Below are 16,074 nucleotides of genomic sequence, written 5' to 3' on the forward strand. Positions count from 1 at the left end.
TTCGCCGATATCGCGGACGACAAACCAGGAGCATAAACATGGACAAGACGACGAGTGGCTGGATCTACGGACTGACGGGCGTGCTGATCTTCAGCGCCTCGCTGCCGGCAACGCGGGCGGCGGTGATGGATTTCGATCCCGTCTTCCTGACCGTCGCCCGCGCCGCGATCGCCGGCATCCTGGCGCTCTGCCTGCTGTTCGCCTTCCGGGAAAAGCGGCCCGTCCGGAGCGACATCATGCCTCTCATCATCGTCGCAATCGGCTGCGTCGTCGGCTTTCCGCTGCTGACAGCCCTGGCGCTCAAGCACGTCACCTCGGCCCATTCGATCGTTTTCATCGGATTGCTGCCGCTGGCGACGGCCATATTCGGCGTCTTGCGCGGCGGCGAGCGGCCGCGGCTGGCCTTCTGGATATTTTCAGTGATTGGCAGCGCCATCGTCTGCGGCTACGCGCTCGCGCAGGGCATCTCCGCCTCGCCGGTCGGCGACCTGCTGATGCTCGCGGCAATCCTGGTCTGCGGCCTCGGCTATGCCGAAGGCGCGGTACTGTCGCGCCGGCTGGGCGGCTGGCAGGTGATTTGCTGGGCACTGGTGCTGTCGCTGCCGGCCATGATTGCGCTTTGCCTCTTCACCATGCCGCAAACCATCGCCGGCATTGGCGGGCCGGCCTGGATTGGCTTGATCTACGTCTCGCTCTTCAGCATGCTGATCGGCTTCATCTTCTGGTATCGCGGGCTGGCGCAAGGCGGCATCGCCGCTGTCGGGCAATTGCAGCTGCTCCAGCCCTTCTTCGGCCTGGCGCTCGCCGCCACCCTGCTGAAAGAGAGCGTCAGCTGGTCGATGTTTGCCGTGACCCTTGGCGTCGTCGCCTGCGTGGTGGGCGCGAAGAAATTCGCGCGATAACCCTGACCTCAAACATGCTCTTGCTCTACTAGACTGATCAGTTTATGATAAACCTATCAGTCTAGTAGAGGAGCGAAACATGGCCACCCCCCTCATACCGCCGTTCACCCGCGAAACCGCCATCGCCAAGGTCCGCATGGCCGAGGATGGTTGGAACAGCCGCGATCCGGAGCGCGTCTCGAAGGTCTATACCGAAGACAGCCAATGGCGGAACCGCGCCGAATTTCCGCGCGGCCGCAAGGAGATCGTCGAATTCCTTACCCGCAAATGGGCGAGAGAGCTCGATTATCGGCTGATCAAGGAATTATGGGCCTTCGATGGCAACCGGATCGCCGTGCGCTTCGCCTATGAATGGCGCGACGACAGCGGCCACTGGTTCCGCTCCTATGGCAACGAGAACTGGGAATTCGACGCCGACGGCCTGATGCAGCGCCGCTTCGCCTCGATCAACGACATGCCGATCAAGGAAGAAGACCGGAAATTCCACTGGCCGCTTGGCCGCCGTTCCGACGATCATCCCGGCCTGTCCGATCTCGGCCTCTGAGGCGGATCATGACACGCACTGTCTTTGAAAAGTCGGACGCCATAGCCTTGGTCGCCGAAGTCTTTCGCGAACTCGGCTATGAGGGCGCGTCGATGAGCAGCATCACGGCCCGCACCAAGCTGTCGAAGGGCAGCCTCTACCACTTCTTCCCCGGCGGAAAGGAAGAGATGGCGGCGGAAATCATGGCCAATATCGATGGCTGGTTCGTCACGCAAATGTTCAGGCCGCTCGAGGAAGACGAACCGCGCGCCGCCGTTGCCCTGATGTGGGAAACCACCAACACCTATTTCCGCTCCGGCCGCCGCGTCTGCCTCATCGGCGCCTTCGCGCTAGACGAAACGCGTGACCGCTTCTCAAGCGCGATCCAGGGCTATTTCAAACGCTGGATCAAGGCGCTTGCCGGCGCCTTGATGAGGGCCGGCGTAGGGGCAGCGGAAGCGCGGGAGCTTGCCGAGGAAGCAGTTGTTGGCATCCAGGGCGCGCTGACGCTTGCGAGAGCCTTGGGGGATGATTCGATTTTCGGGCGGACACTGGGAAGATTGAGGGAGCGGCTGATGGAGGCTCTCGGAAGGAGGGGGCCGTAAATCGGGTACGGAGCCCCAATCTTAAACAATCATCCACAAAAGCGTGGCAGCATTAATCATCTTTGATTTGCAACTGTCCAAGCTCCTGTGCTCAGCAGAAAACGGGAGCGCCGAGGAGATGGATAGAGATGCTGCAACAGACCAACGACACCGATGATGCACTGATCGACCGCCTGCAACGGTCGGCCTTCGACTATTTCATGCTCCACACCAATCCGCAAAACGGGCTGGTGGCGGACACTTCGATCAAGACGAGCCATTGCAGTATTGCCGCTGTCGGCTTTGCGCTGTCGAGCTATCCGGTCGCCGTCGAGCGCGGCTGGATCAGCCGCGCGGATGCGGCGAAGCGCGTGCTCGCCGCACTTAATTTCTTTGCCGAAAGCCAGCAGGGCGACGAGCGCGGGGCCACCGGCCATCGCGGCTTCTATTATCACTTCCTTTACATGGAGACCGGCAATCGCGCCTGGAACAGCGAACTTTCGACCATCGATACCGGCCTACTGTTGCTCGGCGTCCTGACGGCGGCGGCCTATTTCAATGGCCCCAGCCAGGCCGAAAAGGATATTCGCGCGCAGGCGACATTCCTCTATGAACGCTGCGACTGGCACTGGGCGCTGAACAAGGGTCCGACGATCAGCATGGGCTGGAAGCCGAGCAGCGGCTTCCTGCGCTGGCGCTATCAGGGCTATGACGAGGCGATCTTCCTCTACGTTCTGGCACTTGCCTCCCCGACGCACGCCATCCCCTCGTCCAGCTACGAAGCCTTCGCCTCCACCTACACCTGGATGATGTTCAAGGACACGCCGTTTCTCTACGCGGGACCGCTGTTCATCCACCTGTTCTCGCATGCCTGGATCGATTTCCGTGGGATCAGCGACCGGCATGTCGCCGAGAAGGAAATCGATTACTTCCGCAACACACAGACGGCGATCGCCGTCCAGCGCGACTACACCGACCGCAACCCCGGCCATTTCGTCGGCTACACCAAGGACATCTGGGGCCTGTCGGCCTGTGACGGACCGAACCCGACCGGCACCAAGCACAGCCGGCGCTATAGCCCGAAAGTTCTGGGCTATGCGGCGCGCGGCGCGCCGCTCGGTCCCGACGACGGTACGATCGCACCCTGGGGGCCGCTTTCCTGCCTGCCGTTCGACCGCCAGGCAGCGCTCGATGGCACCAAGGCCCTGCTTTCAACCTATCCGAACCTGCTCCTGGACGGTCGCTTCCCCGGCGGCTTCAATCCGAGCGTCAAGGGCTCTGGCCCGGAAGGCTGGGTCGACGACCGCTCGGTCGCCATCGACCAGGGCCTGCTCGTGATGATGATCGAAAACGAACGTACGGGCATGATCTGGAACCTGATGCGCCAATCGCCGATCCTGCGCCGAGGTCTCGACCGCGCCGGCTTTACCGGCGGCTGGCTGGACGAAAAACAGGCAAGGCCCGCGATCGCCTGACGGCCCAGTTAAACCTCCGCCTTGGTCATACCGTCCCGTAGCAACTGGACCTTGTGGTTGAGATCGATCATCTCCGGCACCGTGAAGCCGGAGCGACGGAGCAGCGTCTCCGTGAGGCAACCCGTCTTTGCGTGAAGCTCAGCCCCCTTCGGGTTCAGGTGCACCTGGACCTGCCTTTCATCCGAAGCATTGCGCTGGCGTGTCACAAACCCGGCGCTTTCCAACCGCTTCACCGCCGGCGTGATCGTGCTTGGCTCCAAAGCCAATCTGTCGGCAATGGCCGAAATGGTCAGGCCGTCAGTCTCCCAAAGCGTGCTCAGCACCAGATATTGCGTGTAGGTAACCCCGAGTTCATCGAGCATCGGCTTGTAGACGCGATGGATGGCGATCGACGTCGCATAGATCGAGAAACAGAGTTGGCTGTCGAGCGGCAGTGTCGGGGTATCGGTCATCGTCGTCTCCTGGATTCAGCTTGGTTCGTAATCATTACCACAAAAAATGATATCGCGATAAATAAATCGCTTTACAATGGTCGAGCTGCGGCGTATTAAAATAATTATCGCGATAATTATTATCGCTGACATCAACAAAGGAGGCAAGCGCATGACCAACACCCTGATCGCAACCGCAACCGCCCTCAATCCCGTCGGCGCCAAGAACGTCGTCCTTGTCCATGGCGGCTTCGTCGATGGTTCCGGCTGGAAAGGCGTCTACGACATTTTGAAGAAGGACGGCTACAATGTCAGCATCGTCCAGAACCCGACCACCTCGCTTGCCGATGACGTGGCCGTCACCAAGCGGACCATTGCGCAGCAGGATGGCCCCGTAGTCCTGGTCGGTCATTCCTACGGCGGCGTCGTCGTCAGCGAAGCCGGCACCGACGAGAAGGTAAAGGCCGTCGTCTATATCGCTGCATTCGCGCCCGACAAAGGTGAGTCCGTGTCGTCGCTGATCGCCAATCCGCCAGCTGGCGCAGCCGTGCCTCCGATCCTGCCGCCGGTTGACGGCTACCTGTTCCTCGACAAGGCGAAGTTTGCGGAAGCTTTCGGAGCGGACATCGATCCCGCAACGGCCTCATTCATGGCCGACTCGCAGGTTCCGTGGGGTGTCGAGGCCTTGGCCGGCGCGGTGACCAATCCCGCCTGGAAGAGCAAGCCGAGCTACTATCTGGTCGCAACCGACGACCACATGATCCCGCCGCCCGCACAACGCCTGATGGCCAAACGCGCCGAATCGACTGTCGTGGAAACGGCTGGTAGTCACGCCGTCTACGTTTCCAAGCCTGACGTCGTTGCCGCCCTCATCGAGCAGGCCGCAACCGCCAAGTAAATGCCAGGTGAGTATCCGTTCTTTCCAATACCGGAGCGCCCCAGGCGCTCCGGTATTGTCTTGTCCTGACGACCGCCGTCGAGCGCCTCAAAGCCCCTTAATCATCTCGATCACATCGTCCTCGACGGAAATCCCGTTTGCCAGCGCTTCATGCCGCGCCGTCTGGCCACGACGTCCAGGCAGGCGGACATTGGGGTCGCTGGTAATCTCGCCTGCCAGCAGTGCCAGCCGCTTTGCCGTGTCGGCAACGCTCATCGCGGCCGGATTGATGGCGATGATCGTCTGGCCGAGCGCCGGTGGCGGACCCTGGTCGTCAAAAAGCGACGAGGCTTCGAAGGCGTAATTGGAGCCGGTCAGCCCGGCCGACAGGATCTCCACCATCAACGCCAGCGCAGCACCCTTCGCCTCGCCGGCGGGTATCATCGTGCCGGCCAGTGCCTCCTCGGCATCGGTGGTCGGCTTGCCGTCGCGGTCGAAGGCCCAGTCGTCCGGGATCGCCACGCCCTTCTGCCGCGCGGCCATCACCTTGCCGCGCGCCACCCTCGACAGTGCCAGGTCGATGACGATGGGATCGGCATCCGGCAAGGGCGCCGCAAAGGCGATCGGATTGGTGCCGAAGACTGGCGTCTTGCCGCCCCAGGGCGCCATCGAGGCGGGAGCATTGGCGACCATCAGCGCCACCAGCCCCTGATCGGCAAAGCGCTCCACCGTCAGCCCCATCACGCCGGCATGATGCGAGCGGCTGATCGCGGCAAGCGCAATCCCCTGTTCGCGGGCAACGATGGAAAGCTCGGCAACCGCAAGATCGAGCGCCGGATAGGCATAGCCGTTGCCGGCATCGATGCGCAGCACGGCGGGATAAGGGCGCGTCAGTTGCGGTTTGGCGAAACCATCGGTTTTGCCGGCTTTCGCCTGCGAAGCATAGGCCGGCATACGGCGCAAGCCATGGCCACCCTGCCCGGCGGCCTCCGCCGCAACAAGCGCAATGGCGACCGCGCGGGCATTCTCCGGGCTGACCCGATTTCGCAGCAACGCCTCCACGACCAGCGTTTCGGCTTCGGCGAGCGACAGATGCATGATGAGAGACCTTGGAATGAATGAGGAGAGCGAGATATTCCTACGCCCTGATCTTTCCTATCGCAATGCAACAATGACTTGCTTCGCCGCACGCGATGATGAACCTGCCGGCTGGCGCTCCCTCCCGATTGCGGAAATCATAAGAGCGACATCCAGTGGACAGAGAAAAACTTGCATGGCCATGGCGCTTTCGACCATTATAAAGCAAAGCGTCGGCTACAATCGCGGCCGCGGACAGAAGCAGGATCGTCTCATGAAGCCCATTTTCGTTCAGCTCCAATGCGCCCCCGGCAAGACCTACGAGGTCGCCGACGCCATCTACCAGACGGAGCTGGTCTCGGAACTCTACTCCACCAGCGGCGACTACGACCTGCTGCTGAAGGTCTACATCAAGGACGAGCAGGAGATCGGCAAGTTCATCAACGACAACATCGCCAACATCCCCGGTATCGTCCGCTCGCTGACAACGCTGACATTCAGGGCGTTCTAAAAGGTCCAGAAGATGGACAGGCATCGCTTCCGACGCCACACTTTCCAGGAATTGTGAGCAAATGCCGCCAGGGTTACGTTACCCGAGGATGGGGACAGATTGGGTATCTTACTGGAGATGAAGCATGTTCACCCACGTCATGATCGGCAGCAACGACTTGGAGCGGGCCAGAGCCTTCTACGACGCCACATTCGCTGCACTGGGAGGCAAGCCCGGCGAGATGGATGCTAGGGGCAGGCTGATCTATGCCCACGAGGGCGGTCGGCTGATGATCACGAAACCGATCGACGGCAAGCCGGCGACCGCGGCCAACGGTGGGACTATCGGAATTGCCGCCGCAAGCCAAGACCATGTTCTAGCTTGGCATGAGGCCGGTACCAAGCATGGTGGCACAGCGATCGAAAGCCCGCCCACAGAGCGTCCGAACGGGTCCTTCGTCGCCTATCTTCGCGATCCGGACGGAAATAAACTCACCGCACGGACTCAGCCGACGAAGTGAGATCGGCGTCAGCAGCGCGTAGTGGACAGCGTGATCGATGTCTGGAGGCGAGTAGGCGTGGGAATGTCCGCTTAGGGCTGAAAGTTGCCGTTGGTGGCATTTGCGGCATAACACCACACTTTCCGACATGGCTCGACAGCGGCAGGCCCACCTGAGATTCCCCAAACAGTCCCGATATTAACCCTCTTTCCCGAAACCGCTTGGCTTTTCGCCCGCGATTAAGTCCTTTTTAACCGTCCGCTGAGCAGCGTTGCGTGCTGATCAACGGATGGCGCTTGCGTGCGCCTGATCGCCGCGGTGGTGCGCGGCCCAAGGATCGAGGGCGGGATCGATGACGTCGGCAATTTCAGATATTCAGGCACAGAAGCCGGGCGGGCCGCTGATCGTCCATGTCGTGCGCCAGTTCCTGCCCAACAAGGGCGGGCTGGAAGATGTGGTTGCCAATCTCTGCCGGCAGCTGATCGGCCGTGGCTACCGCGTCCGCGTCGTGACCTGCAACAGCCTGTTTTCCGACCCGGCCCGCGAGCTGGCACCGAGCGAAACCATCGGCGGCATCGAGATCGTCCGCATCCCCTGGTCCGGCTCCAGCCGCTACCCGGTGGCGCCGAAGGTGTTCAAGCATATCGCCGACGCCGACCTCATCCATGTTCATGCCGTCGACTTCTTTTTCGACGCGCTCGCCTGGGGCAAGCTGTTTCATGGCCGGCCGATGGTCGCCACCACCCATGGCGGCTTCTTCCACACGCCGAAATTCGCAGCCATCAAGAAGCTCTGGTTCAACACCGCGACCCGGATCTCGGCGCTTGCCTATGCCGAGCTGATCTGCTGCAGCCAGTCGGACGAACGGCTATTTTCCAGCATTGCCGGACGCCGTGCCCGCCTGATCGAGAACGGTGCCGACGTCGCCAAATTCGCCAATTGCGCAGCGCTGGAAGCCCGCCGCCGCATCGTCACCATCGGCCGCTTCTCGGTCAACAAGCGGCTCGACCGCATGCTCGACGTCATGAGGGTGCTGGCCGACCGCGATCCGGACTGGCATCTCGACATCATCGGCGCCGCCTCCGACCTCGACCAGCCGACGCTGGAACAGGAAATTGCCGACCGCGATCTCGGCCGCCATGTGTCGCTGCATGTGTCGATCGACAACAGCGCCATCCGCAACATCATTGCCCGCGCCTCGCTCTTCGCTTCCGCTTCGGAATATGAAGGCTTCGGCCTGGTGGCGATCGAGGCGATGAGCGCCGGCCTGCTGCCGGTGCTGCACACGAACGACGCCTATGTCGCGCTGGCCGAGACCCATCCGGCGCTGATGCTCTCCGACTTCTCGGATCCGCAAGCGGCTGCCGATACACTGACCACCGCTTTCGAGCGCCTTGAGACAGATGGCCCCGGCTTGCGCGAGGAGCTGATCCGCGACGCCCGCGCCTATGCGTGGGATGAGGTGGCGGAGCGTTATATCGATGCCTATGCCGAGGCGATGACCCCGAAGGGCGAACGGCATCAGCCGCTGCCCCAGCGCGGCCAGGTGGCATAACCCTCGAGAATACCCATGAGCCAGGCGCGCTTGTAACGCGCCGCATCCGCGTTGAACCGGACGAGTGCCGCCAGCCAGCCGCCGACGGGGCGCAGGAGGCGATAGCCGACATAGACCAGCGGAAAACGCTGCTTGCGCATCAGCGCGCCGAAACCGCGCCCATATTTGCGCGCCCGCTCGACCTGTCGCGGACCATATTCGTTGGTGACCTGATCGTGGTGGACGATCAATTCCGGAAAGAACATCAGCTGCTTGCCCGTTGCCAGCGCACGCAAGAGAAAATCCGCCTCCTCGCCGCTCTGGAACGGCGTGTCCGAGCCGACCCCAAGGTTTTCGTCGAAACCGCCAATATCGGCCAGCGCCGCACGGCGAACGAAGATGCCGTTGGAATTGCCGCATTTCAGATAATTCCAGCGCGTCACCGCAAGCGGAACCTCGCCCGTCGGGCTGACGGAGGCCATGCCACCGGCGTCGAGCGTGCGGCCGGTGACGATGGCAAGTTCCGGATGCGCGACGAACAGCCGCTCGGCCATATCGAGCGTATTCGGCTCGTACCAGCAATCATCGTCGGGAAAGCCCACATAGTCGCCGGTCGCCGCCGCCATCCCATTGTTGCGCGCCCGTGAAAGCCCCTTGGCCGAGCGGATATGCCGGATGGTGAAGAGGGGCGAAAACCGTCCGACCAGCTGGGATAGCCTGTCGTCCGGATTCTGGTCGACGACAACGACCTCGAAATCCCGATATCGCTGACTGCTCAGCGACAGGAACAACCGTTCCAGCTGGTCGAAGCGATCGATCGTACAGACGATGAGGCTGAACAACGAAGTTCCTCTTGGCAAGCGGCAAAGCAGCCAATATCAGGAAAATTGAATATTAGCTGAAGTAAAAACAAAATTTACATTAGGAATAGACGGTAAATATTAAGGCATATGAAATAGAGCAGACGCTATTTCCATGAAGAGCCGGATAGTCTCGGCCACTTTCTGCGACTTTTAGAACGGTAATCTTCATGACGAAGAGCATCATGGCGAATTCGGCGCTGAACGCGGCAGCGGGGCTGACCCTGCTCGCGACCGGCTTTGCCTGTTCGATCATCGCCGCCCGTCTGCTCGGCCCCGAGGCCAACGGCATCATTGCCTTTTCGCTGTGGCTGACGACGACGGGCGCGCTCATCGCCGAACTCGGCGCCGGCGTCACGCTGCTGCGCATCCTGCCACAATTGAAGGCACAGGGCTATTCCACCGAGGACCGGCGCGGCTTTGCCGCCTATCTCCTGCAGCCGACGATCCTGGCAACGCTGATCCTGCTCGCCGGCTATGCCGCCTATTATTGGGATACGGAGCGGTTGCATTGGGCCGGCAACGCATCCGCCGTCATAGCCATCACCGGCGTGTTCTTCGTCCTTCAATCCTTCGGCGCCTATAGCAAGAACTACCTGATCGGCGAACAGCAGCTCGGCACCTTCCTGCGCATCACCGTGACAAGTTCGGCGCTGCAACTTGTCACCGTGCTCCTGGGCGCCATCTTCTTCGGCGTCAGCGGCGCGCTTGCCGGCTATGCCATCGGCCAGCTGCCAATGTTCTTCGCGACCCTGAAGATCGCCATCGCGCGCCGCAACAGCTGCGGCGTCGGCCTTGGCGCCCTCGTCAGCTCCTCGCTCATTCTCTCGATCGAACTCATCAACAGCTCGATCTTCCTCAACCGCATCGAGCTGCTCTTCCTGCAGCATTTTTGGGGCATCGAAGCGGTCGGTTTTTATGCCGTTGGCCTGTCGCTCGCCAATCTCGCGCTCCAGCTTCCGGTGCAGCTGAGTGGCAGCCTCTTGCCCTATTATTCCGAACAGATGCATGCGCAGCCATCCGGCAAGCTGCCGATCCGCGTCTTCGAGGGCGTGGCGCGCAGCATTGCCTATATCACCCTGCCGATGAGCTTCGGTCTTGCGGCGATCGCGCCCGAGCTGGTGGTCACCATCTTCGGCAAGCCCTTTGGGCCGAGCGGCGGCATGGTGGCACTGCTGTCGCTGACGGCCGCACCTTACGTCTTCATGCAGATCTGCACGCAATATCTCTATTCCATCGACCGCACGCGCGAACGCACGATCATCGGCGTCGCAGCCAGCGTCATCATGGTCGTCGGCTGCCTGATCGCAGTGCCCTTCTATGGCGGCGAGGGTGCCGCTTTGGTGCGGTTCTTGGCCTTCACCGCTATGTGCCTGTTGATGGTGCGCCTGATGAAATTCGAAGGCTCGATGCGCAGCATGTTCGTCAGCCTCGCTAAGGTCACCGCCGCCGCCATGCTTTGCGCGGCTGCCGCCTATGGCTTCCTGCATGTCCTGCCGGGCATTCCGGGCCTTGCCGGCGCCATCATCGCCGGCGCGCTGGTCTATGGCCTGGCACTCCGGCTACTGAACGCCGTACCGCCGGAGGATATCGCCGTTATGCAACAGATTGCCGCGCGCCTGCCACGGCGCGCCCATCCGATTGCCGTTCACGCGCTGGCGCTATTGGCGCCGCGCCGAATGTGAGGAGACGATCATGGCTGGTTGGGGAGCCGCCGAATACGTGGACACAATCAAAGAGATCACGGTCGCCGCCGTACCGGTGACCTTCGCCGGCACCGTCGGCCTGTTTATGCCCGCCGCCGCGCCGCCAAGCCGCACCGCTGTCCTGTTCCTCAGCCCCTGGGGTTTCGAGGAAATGTGCACCCGCAAGTTCTGGCGCATCCTCGCCGAGGACTTTGCCAAGGCCGGCATCGCCAGCCTGCGTTTCGACTATGCCGGCACGGGCGACGCGCTCGACGTCGCCGAGCAAGGGCAAGGATTGGCGCTTTGGGAGGATACGGCACTGGCTGCTGCCGCCATGCTGCGATCGCTGTCAGGCTGCGAGCGGCTTATCCTTGTGAGCCAGGGGCTCGGAAGCACCATCGCCCTTGATATTGCCGAGCGGCTTGACGCCGTCGACGGCATCGCCCTTCTCGCGCCGACGATTTCCGGCCGCGCCTATCTGCGCGAATTGACCATCTGGTCGAAAATGATCGACGAAAGCATGGGGCTCGACGAGACACAGCGCCAGACCGAGGGCGTCACCGTCGCCAGCCTGCGCATGCCGGACGCCATCGCCGCCACGGTCAAGACGCTCAACCTGATGACGCGCGGCCATGTCAGCGCGCCGGACTGCCTTGTCCTGACCCGACCCGGCAGGCCGGGCGATGCCGACTTCGCAACCCATCTCGGGACGCTGGGACCGCGCATCGAACAGGCCGCCTATGACGGCTATGACGAACTGGTTTCGAACCCGACCATCGCCGCCATGCCGCTTGAGGCCGGCCGCAAGATTCTGGATTGGGTGCAGTCTATCGCCACCAAGCCTGTCACGACCACACGCAAGATTCTCCACGCACCGCGCGCCGAAGCACTTGAGGGCGACGGCTTTCGCGAGATGCCGCTCCGCTTCGGCGAGGGGGATCGCCTTTTCGGCATTCTCTGCGAACCCTTGGGCGAGCGGACGGGCGCAACCGCGCTGCTCCTGACCACCGCCTATGACCGGCACGCCGGCTGGGGTCGGACATCGGTGACCATGGCGCGGGCACTCGCTCGCGACGGCATCGCCTCGCTGCGCTTCGACACCGCCAATGTCGCCGATAGCCCGCCTTTGCCCGACGCCCCCGACCAGGTGCTCTATTCTCGTGACCAACATCGGGATGTCAGCGCCGCACTCGACATGCTCGAGGCCAGAAAGCTGCTGCCTGCCTTCGCCGTCGGCCGTTGCAGCGGCGGCTATCTCGCCTACCAGACCGCAATGAACGATGAGAGGTGCCACGGCCTGATCACCGTCAACCCCTACGCCTTCTTCTGGAATGAAACGCAATCGGTCGACGAGGGTCTGCGCTTCGTGCCGCGCTCGCTTGAGACCTACGGCCAGAAGTTCCTGCAACTGGAAACGCTGAAGCGGCTCTATGGCGGCCAGATCGACGCTAAAAGTGCCGCGCGCAACATCGTCACGGCGCTGGCGCGACGCGCTGTCCGGCTCGGCCGCCCCCTGCTCGGCGTCCTGCCCTTCTTCGCCGGCGAGCACGAAATCGTCATGGGTGGTTTCCGAACGCTCGCCAGGCGCCGGGTCGACATATCGCTGATCTACAGCGCCCATGACATCGGCCTCGATCATTTCCACGAGCACTTCGGCGAGGACGCCTCAGCACTCCGGAATTTCCCCGACATCCGCCTCACCATCATCCCCGGCGCCGACCACAATCTGACGCCGCCCTATGCGCGCAAGGTGTACTTGCGGGAAGTGAGGGAGATGGGATTGAGGCTGGGCAGACGGTGAAATAGGGCGCATGCATTCCCCCGAAACACTCGCAACATCCGGCACTTGCTGTATACTCGCCGCATGAGGCTCCTGATCGTCGAAGACAACCGCGAACTGGCGTCCTGGCTCGGCAAGGCGCTGCGTCAGGCGCAATATGCCGTCGACATCGCGCATGACGGCGAGGACGGCGAACATATGCTAAAAGTGGCGAGCTACGCGGTCGTCATCCTCGATCTCTCCCTGCCGAAAATCGACGGATTGACGCTGTTGAAGCGGCTGCGTCAGGGGGGCAACAAGGTGCCGGTCATCATCCTCACAGCCAACGCCAGCCTGGACGGCCGCATTACCGGACTCGACAGCGGCGCTGACGATTATCTCGCCAAGCCCTTCGAAATCGCCGAGCTGGAAGCCCGCATTCGCGCCGCCGTCCGCCGCGGCCATGACCGCGCCGCCCCCGAAATCGCCGTCGGTGACCTCGTGTTCGATGGCGGCACACGGCAATTCTCTCTCGGCGGCGAAACCCTGGCGCTGACGCCGCGCGAACATGCCGTGCTCGAACATCTGGTCATGAAGGTCGGCACGACGGTGACCAAGACAGCGCTCTCGGAAAGCGTCTTCGGCTTCGACGATCTCGCCGATACCAGCGCCATCGAAATCTACGTGCATCGCGTTCGCAAGAAGCTCGAAGGCAGCGCCGTGCAGATCGCCACGCTGCGCGGCCTCGGTTATCTTCTTCGCCATGCGCAATGATGAAAGCCTCCCGCAGGAAGGACGCCTCGGCCACGCTATAGCGGGGCTGACCGCCAGCCTGCGGGCGCAATTGTTCGCCTGGGTGGTGCTGACGCTGATCGGGGCGATCTGCGTCAATCTCTATCTCAGCTACCGGTCGGCCAACGCCACCGCCGATCTCGTTATCGACCACACGCTGCTCGCCTCGGCCCGCGTCATCGCCGAGGCCGTGCATGTCGACCCCAGTGGTACCGTCCAGCTCGACATTCCGCCCGCAGCTCTCGAAATGTTCGATACAGGCAACGGCGATCGCGTCTTCTATCAGGTGATCACCGCTTGGGGGAACCTCATCGCCGGCTATCCCGACCTGCCGCAACCGAAAAGGCAGCAGACCGGCGAAGACACAACGTTTCGCACCGACGATGTGCGGCTGATGCTGCTGAACCAGCCGATCGTCGGGCTCGGCGAGGACAGCACGATCTCGGTCACCGTCGCCGTCACCCATCACAGCCAGTACGCCATGCGCCGCAAGCTGTGGCTATCGGATTTCACCAAACAGCTCGTGCTGGTGCTGATCGCCGGCCTGGTGACGATCATTGGTCTGCAACGGGGTCTGACGCCGGTGCTACGGCTGCGCGATGCCGTGCGCGAACGCGGCCGCGAGCGGCTGGACCCGCTGGAACCCGACATGGTGCAGAGCGAGCTGCGACCGCTGGTCCACGCCCTCAACGATCATATGGAGCGGGTCCAGAACCAGATGGCAGCGCAACGCCGCTTCGTCTCCAACGCCGCCCATCAGCTGCGCACGCCGCTCGCTTTGATCTCGACGCAGGCAAGCGTTGCTGCACGCGAGGCCGACAATGCCAGGCGCGACGAGGCGCTGCAGGCGCTGCGCTCCAGCACCAAGCAAGTAACGCGGCTGGCAAGCCAGCTTCTCACTTTGTCACGCGCCGAACCGGGCAGCCGCAGGCCGCGCAGCGATACGATCGAGCTCGCCGCCACCGCCCGGCGTGTGCTGGAAAACCTCGCCGAGGAAGCGCTGCGGCACAATATCGATCTCGGTCTGGAGGCCGGCAGCACGCCGATCCATGTCGAGGGTGACGGCATGATGCTGCGCGAGATGCTGGTCAATCTCGTTGACAATGCGCTGCGCTACACCCCGGCGAACGGCCGGGTCACGGTCGGCGTCGCCCGCGATGGCGATGACGCCGTGTTGACGGTGGAAGACAACGGCCCAGGCATTCCGGAGAGCGAACGCGCCCAGGTGTTCGAGCGCTTCTATCGCATCATCGGCACGGAACCGGAGGGCAGCGGCCTCGGGCTTGCCATCGTCCGCGAAGTGGTGGACGGCGCAGGCGGCTCGGTCACGCTCGGCGACGCAGCCGAGGGTGGTCTGCTGGTGACCGTAAGGCTGCCGGCGGTCTGACTGATTTCAAACCACCGGCAACCGAAAACCGGCGAGATTGCTATCCAGCTGCCCGGATCTGAACCTCTCCCTTGTTCAGGAAGAATGTTTTGTCGAACAAGCCAAGATCCAGCGGGTTGGGCAGGCGGACATCTTCCAGATCAGGATAGGTCTTCGCCGACGATTCATAGGACCGGTCGATCTGCGAGATGAAGACGATAACCAGCCCCTTCTCGCGCGCAAAAGCCTTCAACGCTTGGACCTGAACCATCAATTCCGGTTTCTGGCGGTTCTGGTCGAGTATCTGCAGATAATCGACGACCACCAGAGTTCCCTTCTGCGCCGATGCCAGCCGCTCGATGATATAATCGGCGCTGATCGCGTCGGAACTGTCGAATTCGAACAGACCCCTGAAATGCTCGAACTCCGCGCCAATCGCCTCAAATCGGTCGACGACCTCCCTTTCGGTATATTCCAGCGTGAAGAAGATACCGCGATTGCCGGATTTCATTGCTTCGACGGCGAGCCTGAGACTCATCAAGGTCTTGCCGTGGCGCGGACGAGCGCCGAGAAGCACCAGGTCGCCGAGCTTCAGCCGGGAAAATATCTCGCCGGCGGGCGTAGTCTCATCCGCACGGGTAGCGAGCAGGCTCCAGCTGCGAAAACCCTCTTCGGCGGCAATCTGGTCGAGGGCCTGATGCAACGGGATATTCTCCTGGCGCGACAACAGCCGCGCCTTGTGTTTCAGTCGATACAGTGGGGCGGAAAGCCTCATCTCAAAAAACCTCCTATTGCGAGCTGCGATTGCAATCCCTCCTTATGCTTGGCGCTCGAACAGTCGGTTCGATGGTTGGTCAGCCCCGCATGAATGATACTTTCCCGGTCGGAGGGGGGAGGCATGGGCTTTGCCTGAAACGGAAGATAAGCTGATTCTCTCCCAAAGAAAATCGCCCACACCCGGCGCCGCAACGGTTCCTCGAAACGCAAAAGGCCGGGCGTTTCGCCCGGCCTTTGCCTTGGGAGGTGCTGGATTGTCCAGCTGGCTTAATGCATGTCCATGCTCTGCTGCGGCCGCCAGCGGGTGATGCGGTTTTCCACCAGCGTCATCACGTATTCCGCCCCGAGCGTCACCACCATCACCAGGATGATCGCGGCATAGAGGCCGGCGGCATCGTAGGTGCCCTTGGCGATCGAGATCAGGTAGCCGATACCGGCCAACG

Annotated in this window: 16 protein-coding genes and 1 pseudogene; 12 read left to right on the forward strand and 5 right to left on the reverse strand. The window is 62.2% G+C overall.

Annotated features, from left to right (window positions below; translation table 11 throughout):
- Positions 1-38 precede the first annotated feature (38 nt).
- The 4 genes from PMI03_RS14855 (at position 39) to PMI03_RS14870 (ending at position 3,484) form a co-directional block, all read left to right on the forward strand.
- Positions 39-902 (forward strand): DMT family transporter, encoded by an 864-nt coding sequence (locus PMI03_RS14855; RefSeq protein WP_007694620.1) that lies wholly within the window; start codon positions 39-41, stop codon positions 900-902.
- Between the two features lie 79 nt (positions 903-981).
- Positions 982-1,446, forward strand: a complete 465-nt coding sequence (locus tag PMI03_RS14860; protein WP_007694622.1) for a nuclear transport factor 2 family protein — start codon at positions 982-984, stop codon at positions 1,444-1,446.
- An 8-nt stretch (positions 1,447-1,454) separates the two neighbouring features.
- Positions 1,455-2,030, forward strand: coding sequence for a TetR/AcrR family transcriptional regulator (locus PMI03_RS14865; protein ID WP_007694624.1), 576 nt, complete (start codon positions 1,455-1,457; stop codon positions 2,028-2,030).
- 128 nt (positions 2,031-2,158) lie between these two features.
- Positions 2,159-3,484, forward strand: a complete 1,326-nt coding sequence (locus PMI03_RS14870) for a glucoamylase family protein (protein WP_007694625.1) — start codon at positions 2,159-2,161, stop codon at positions 3,482-3,484.
- 8 nt (positions 3,485-3,492) lie between these two features.
- On the opposite strand, the gene PMI03_RS14875 is transcribed toward PMI03_RS14870, so the two are convergent.
- Complete coding sequence (locus tag PMI03_RS14875) at positions 3,493-3,936, reverse strand: MarR family winged helix-turn-helix transcriptional regulator (protein WP_007694626.1); 444 nt, start codon at positions 3,934-3,936, stop codon at positions 3,493-3,495.
- 151 nt (positions 3,937-4,087) lie between these two features.
- On the opposite strand from PMI03_RS14875, the gene PMI03_RS14880 reads away from it, so the two are divergent.
- Complete coding sequence (locus PMI03_RS14880; protein WP_007694627.1) at positions 4,088-4,813, forward strand: alpha/beta fold hydrolase; 726 nt, start codon at positions 4,088-4,090, stop codon at positions 4,811-4,813.
- A gap of 87 nt (positions 4,814-4,900) precedes the next feature.
- On the opposite strand, the gene PMI03_RS14885 is transcribed toward PMI03_RS14880, so the two are convergent.
- A complete protein-coding gene (locus PMI03_RS14885; RefSeq protein WP_007694628.1) occupies positions 4,901-5,890 on the reverse strand; it encodes an Ldh family oxidoreductase in 990 nt (329 codons plus the stop codon).
- Between the two features lie 253 nt (positions 5,891-6,143).
- On the opposite strand from PMI03_RS14885, the gene PMI03_RS14890 reads away from it, so the two are divergent.
- The 3 genes from PMI03_RS14890 (at position 6,144) to PMI03_RS14900 (ending at position 8,413) form a co-directional block, all read left to right on the forward strand.
- Positions 6,144-6,380, forward strand: coding sequence for an Lrp/AsnC ligand binding domain-containing protein (locus PMI03_RS14890; RefSeq protein ID WP_039974084.1), 237 nt, complete (start codon positions 6,144-6,146; stop codon positions 6,378-6,380).
- Between the two features lie 124 nt (positions 6,381-6,504).
- On the forward strand, positions 6,505-6,879 hold the full coding sequence (locus PMI03_RS14895; RefSeq protein ID WP_007694630.1) for a VOC family protein: 375 nt from the start codon (positions 6,505-6,507) through the stop codon (positions 6,877-6,879).
- A 331-nt stretch (positions 6,880-7,210) separates the two neighbouring features.
- Positions 7,211-8,413 carry a glycosyltransferase family 4 protein gene (locus PMI03_RS14900; RefSeq protein ID WP_007694631.1) on the forward strand — a complete coding sequence of 401 codons (1,203 nt, stop codon included), beginning with the start codon at positions 7,211-7,213 and terminating at the stop codon, positions 8,411-8,413.
- Here the strand turns inward: PMI03_RS14900 and PMI03_RS14905 are convergent.
- The gene (locus PMI03_RS14905; RefSeq protein ID WP_007694632.1) at positions 8,380-9,234 is read right to left on the reverse strand and encodes a glycosyltransferase family 2 protein; all 855 of its coding nucleotides are present in this window, start codon (positions 9,232-9,234) and stop codon (positions 8,380-8,382) included. The genes PMI03_RS14900 and PMI03_RS14905 overlap by 34 nt on opposite strands.
- 188 nt (positions 9,235-9,422) lie before the next feature.
- On the opposite strand from PMI03_RS14905, the gene PMI03_RS14910 reads away from it, so the two are divergent.
- From PMI03_RS14910 to PMI03_RS14925, 4 genes are all read left to right on the forward strand, one after another.
- The gene (locus PMI03_RS14910) at positions 9,423-10,937 is read left to right on the forward strand and encodes a lipopolysaccharide biosynthesis protein (RefSeq protein ID WP_007694633.1); all 1,515 of its coding nucleotides are present in this window, start codon (positions 9,423-9,425) and stop codon (positions 10,935-10,937) included.
- 10 nt (positions 10,938-10,947) lie between these two features.
- Complete coding sequence (locus PMI03_RS14915; RefSeq protein WP_007694634.1) at positions 10,948-12,738, forward strand: hypothetical protein; 1,791 nt, start codon at positions 10,948-10,950, stop codon at positions 12,736-12,738.
- 63 nt (positions 12,739-12,801) lie between these two features.
- Positions 12,802-13,470 carry a response regulator gene (locus tag PMI03_RS14920; RefSeq protein WP_007694635.1) on the forward strand — a complete coding sequence of 223 codons (669 nt, stop codon included), beginning with the start codon at positions 12,802-12,804 and terminating at the stop codon, positions 13,468-13,470.
- The gene (locus PMI03_RS14925; RefSeq protein WP_007694636.1) at positions 13,460-14,875 is read left to right on the forward strand and encodes a sensor histidine kinase; all 1,416 of its coding nucleotides are present in this window, start codon (positions 13,460-13,462) and stop codon (positions 14,873-14,875) included. Before PMI03_RS14920 ends, PMI03_RS14925 begins: the two co-directional genes overlap by 11 nt.
- Before the next feature lie 40 nt (positions 14,876-14,915).
- On the opposite strand, the gene PMI03_RS14930 is transcribed toward PMI03_RS14925, so the two are convergent.
- Together PMI03_RS14930 and PMI03_RS30990 are read right to left on the reverse strand one after the other, a co-directional pair.
- Positions 14,916-15,629 (reverse strand): DNA helicase, encoded by a 714-nt coding sequence (locus PMI03_RS14930; RefSeq protein WP_007694637.1) that lies wholly within the window; start codon positions 15,627-15,629, stop codon positions 14,916-14,918.
- A gap of 269 nt (positions 15,630-15,898) precedes the next feature.
- Positions 15,899-16,074 (reverse strand): annotated as a pseudogene (locus PMI03_RS30990) (ABC transporter permease); the annotation flags it as partial.

It is taken from the genome of Rhizobium sp. AP16 (assembly GCF_000281735.1).
Taxonomy (GTDB): domain Bacteria; phylum Pseudomonadota; class Alphaproteobacteria; order Rhizobiales; family Rhizobiaceae; genus Rhizobium; species Rhizobium rhizogenes.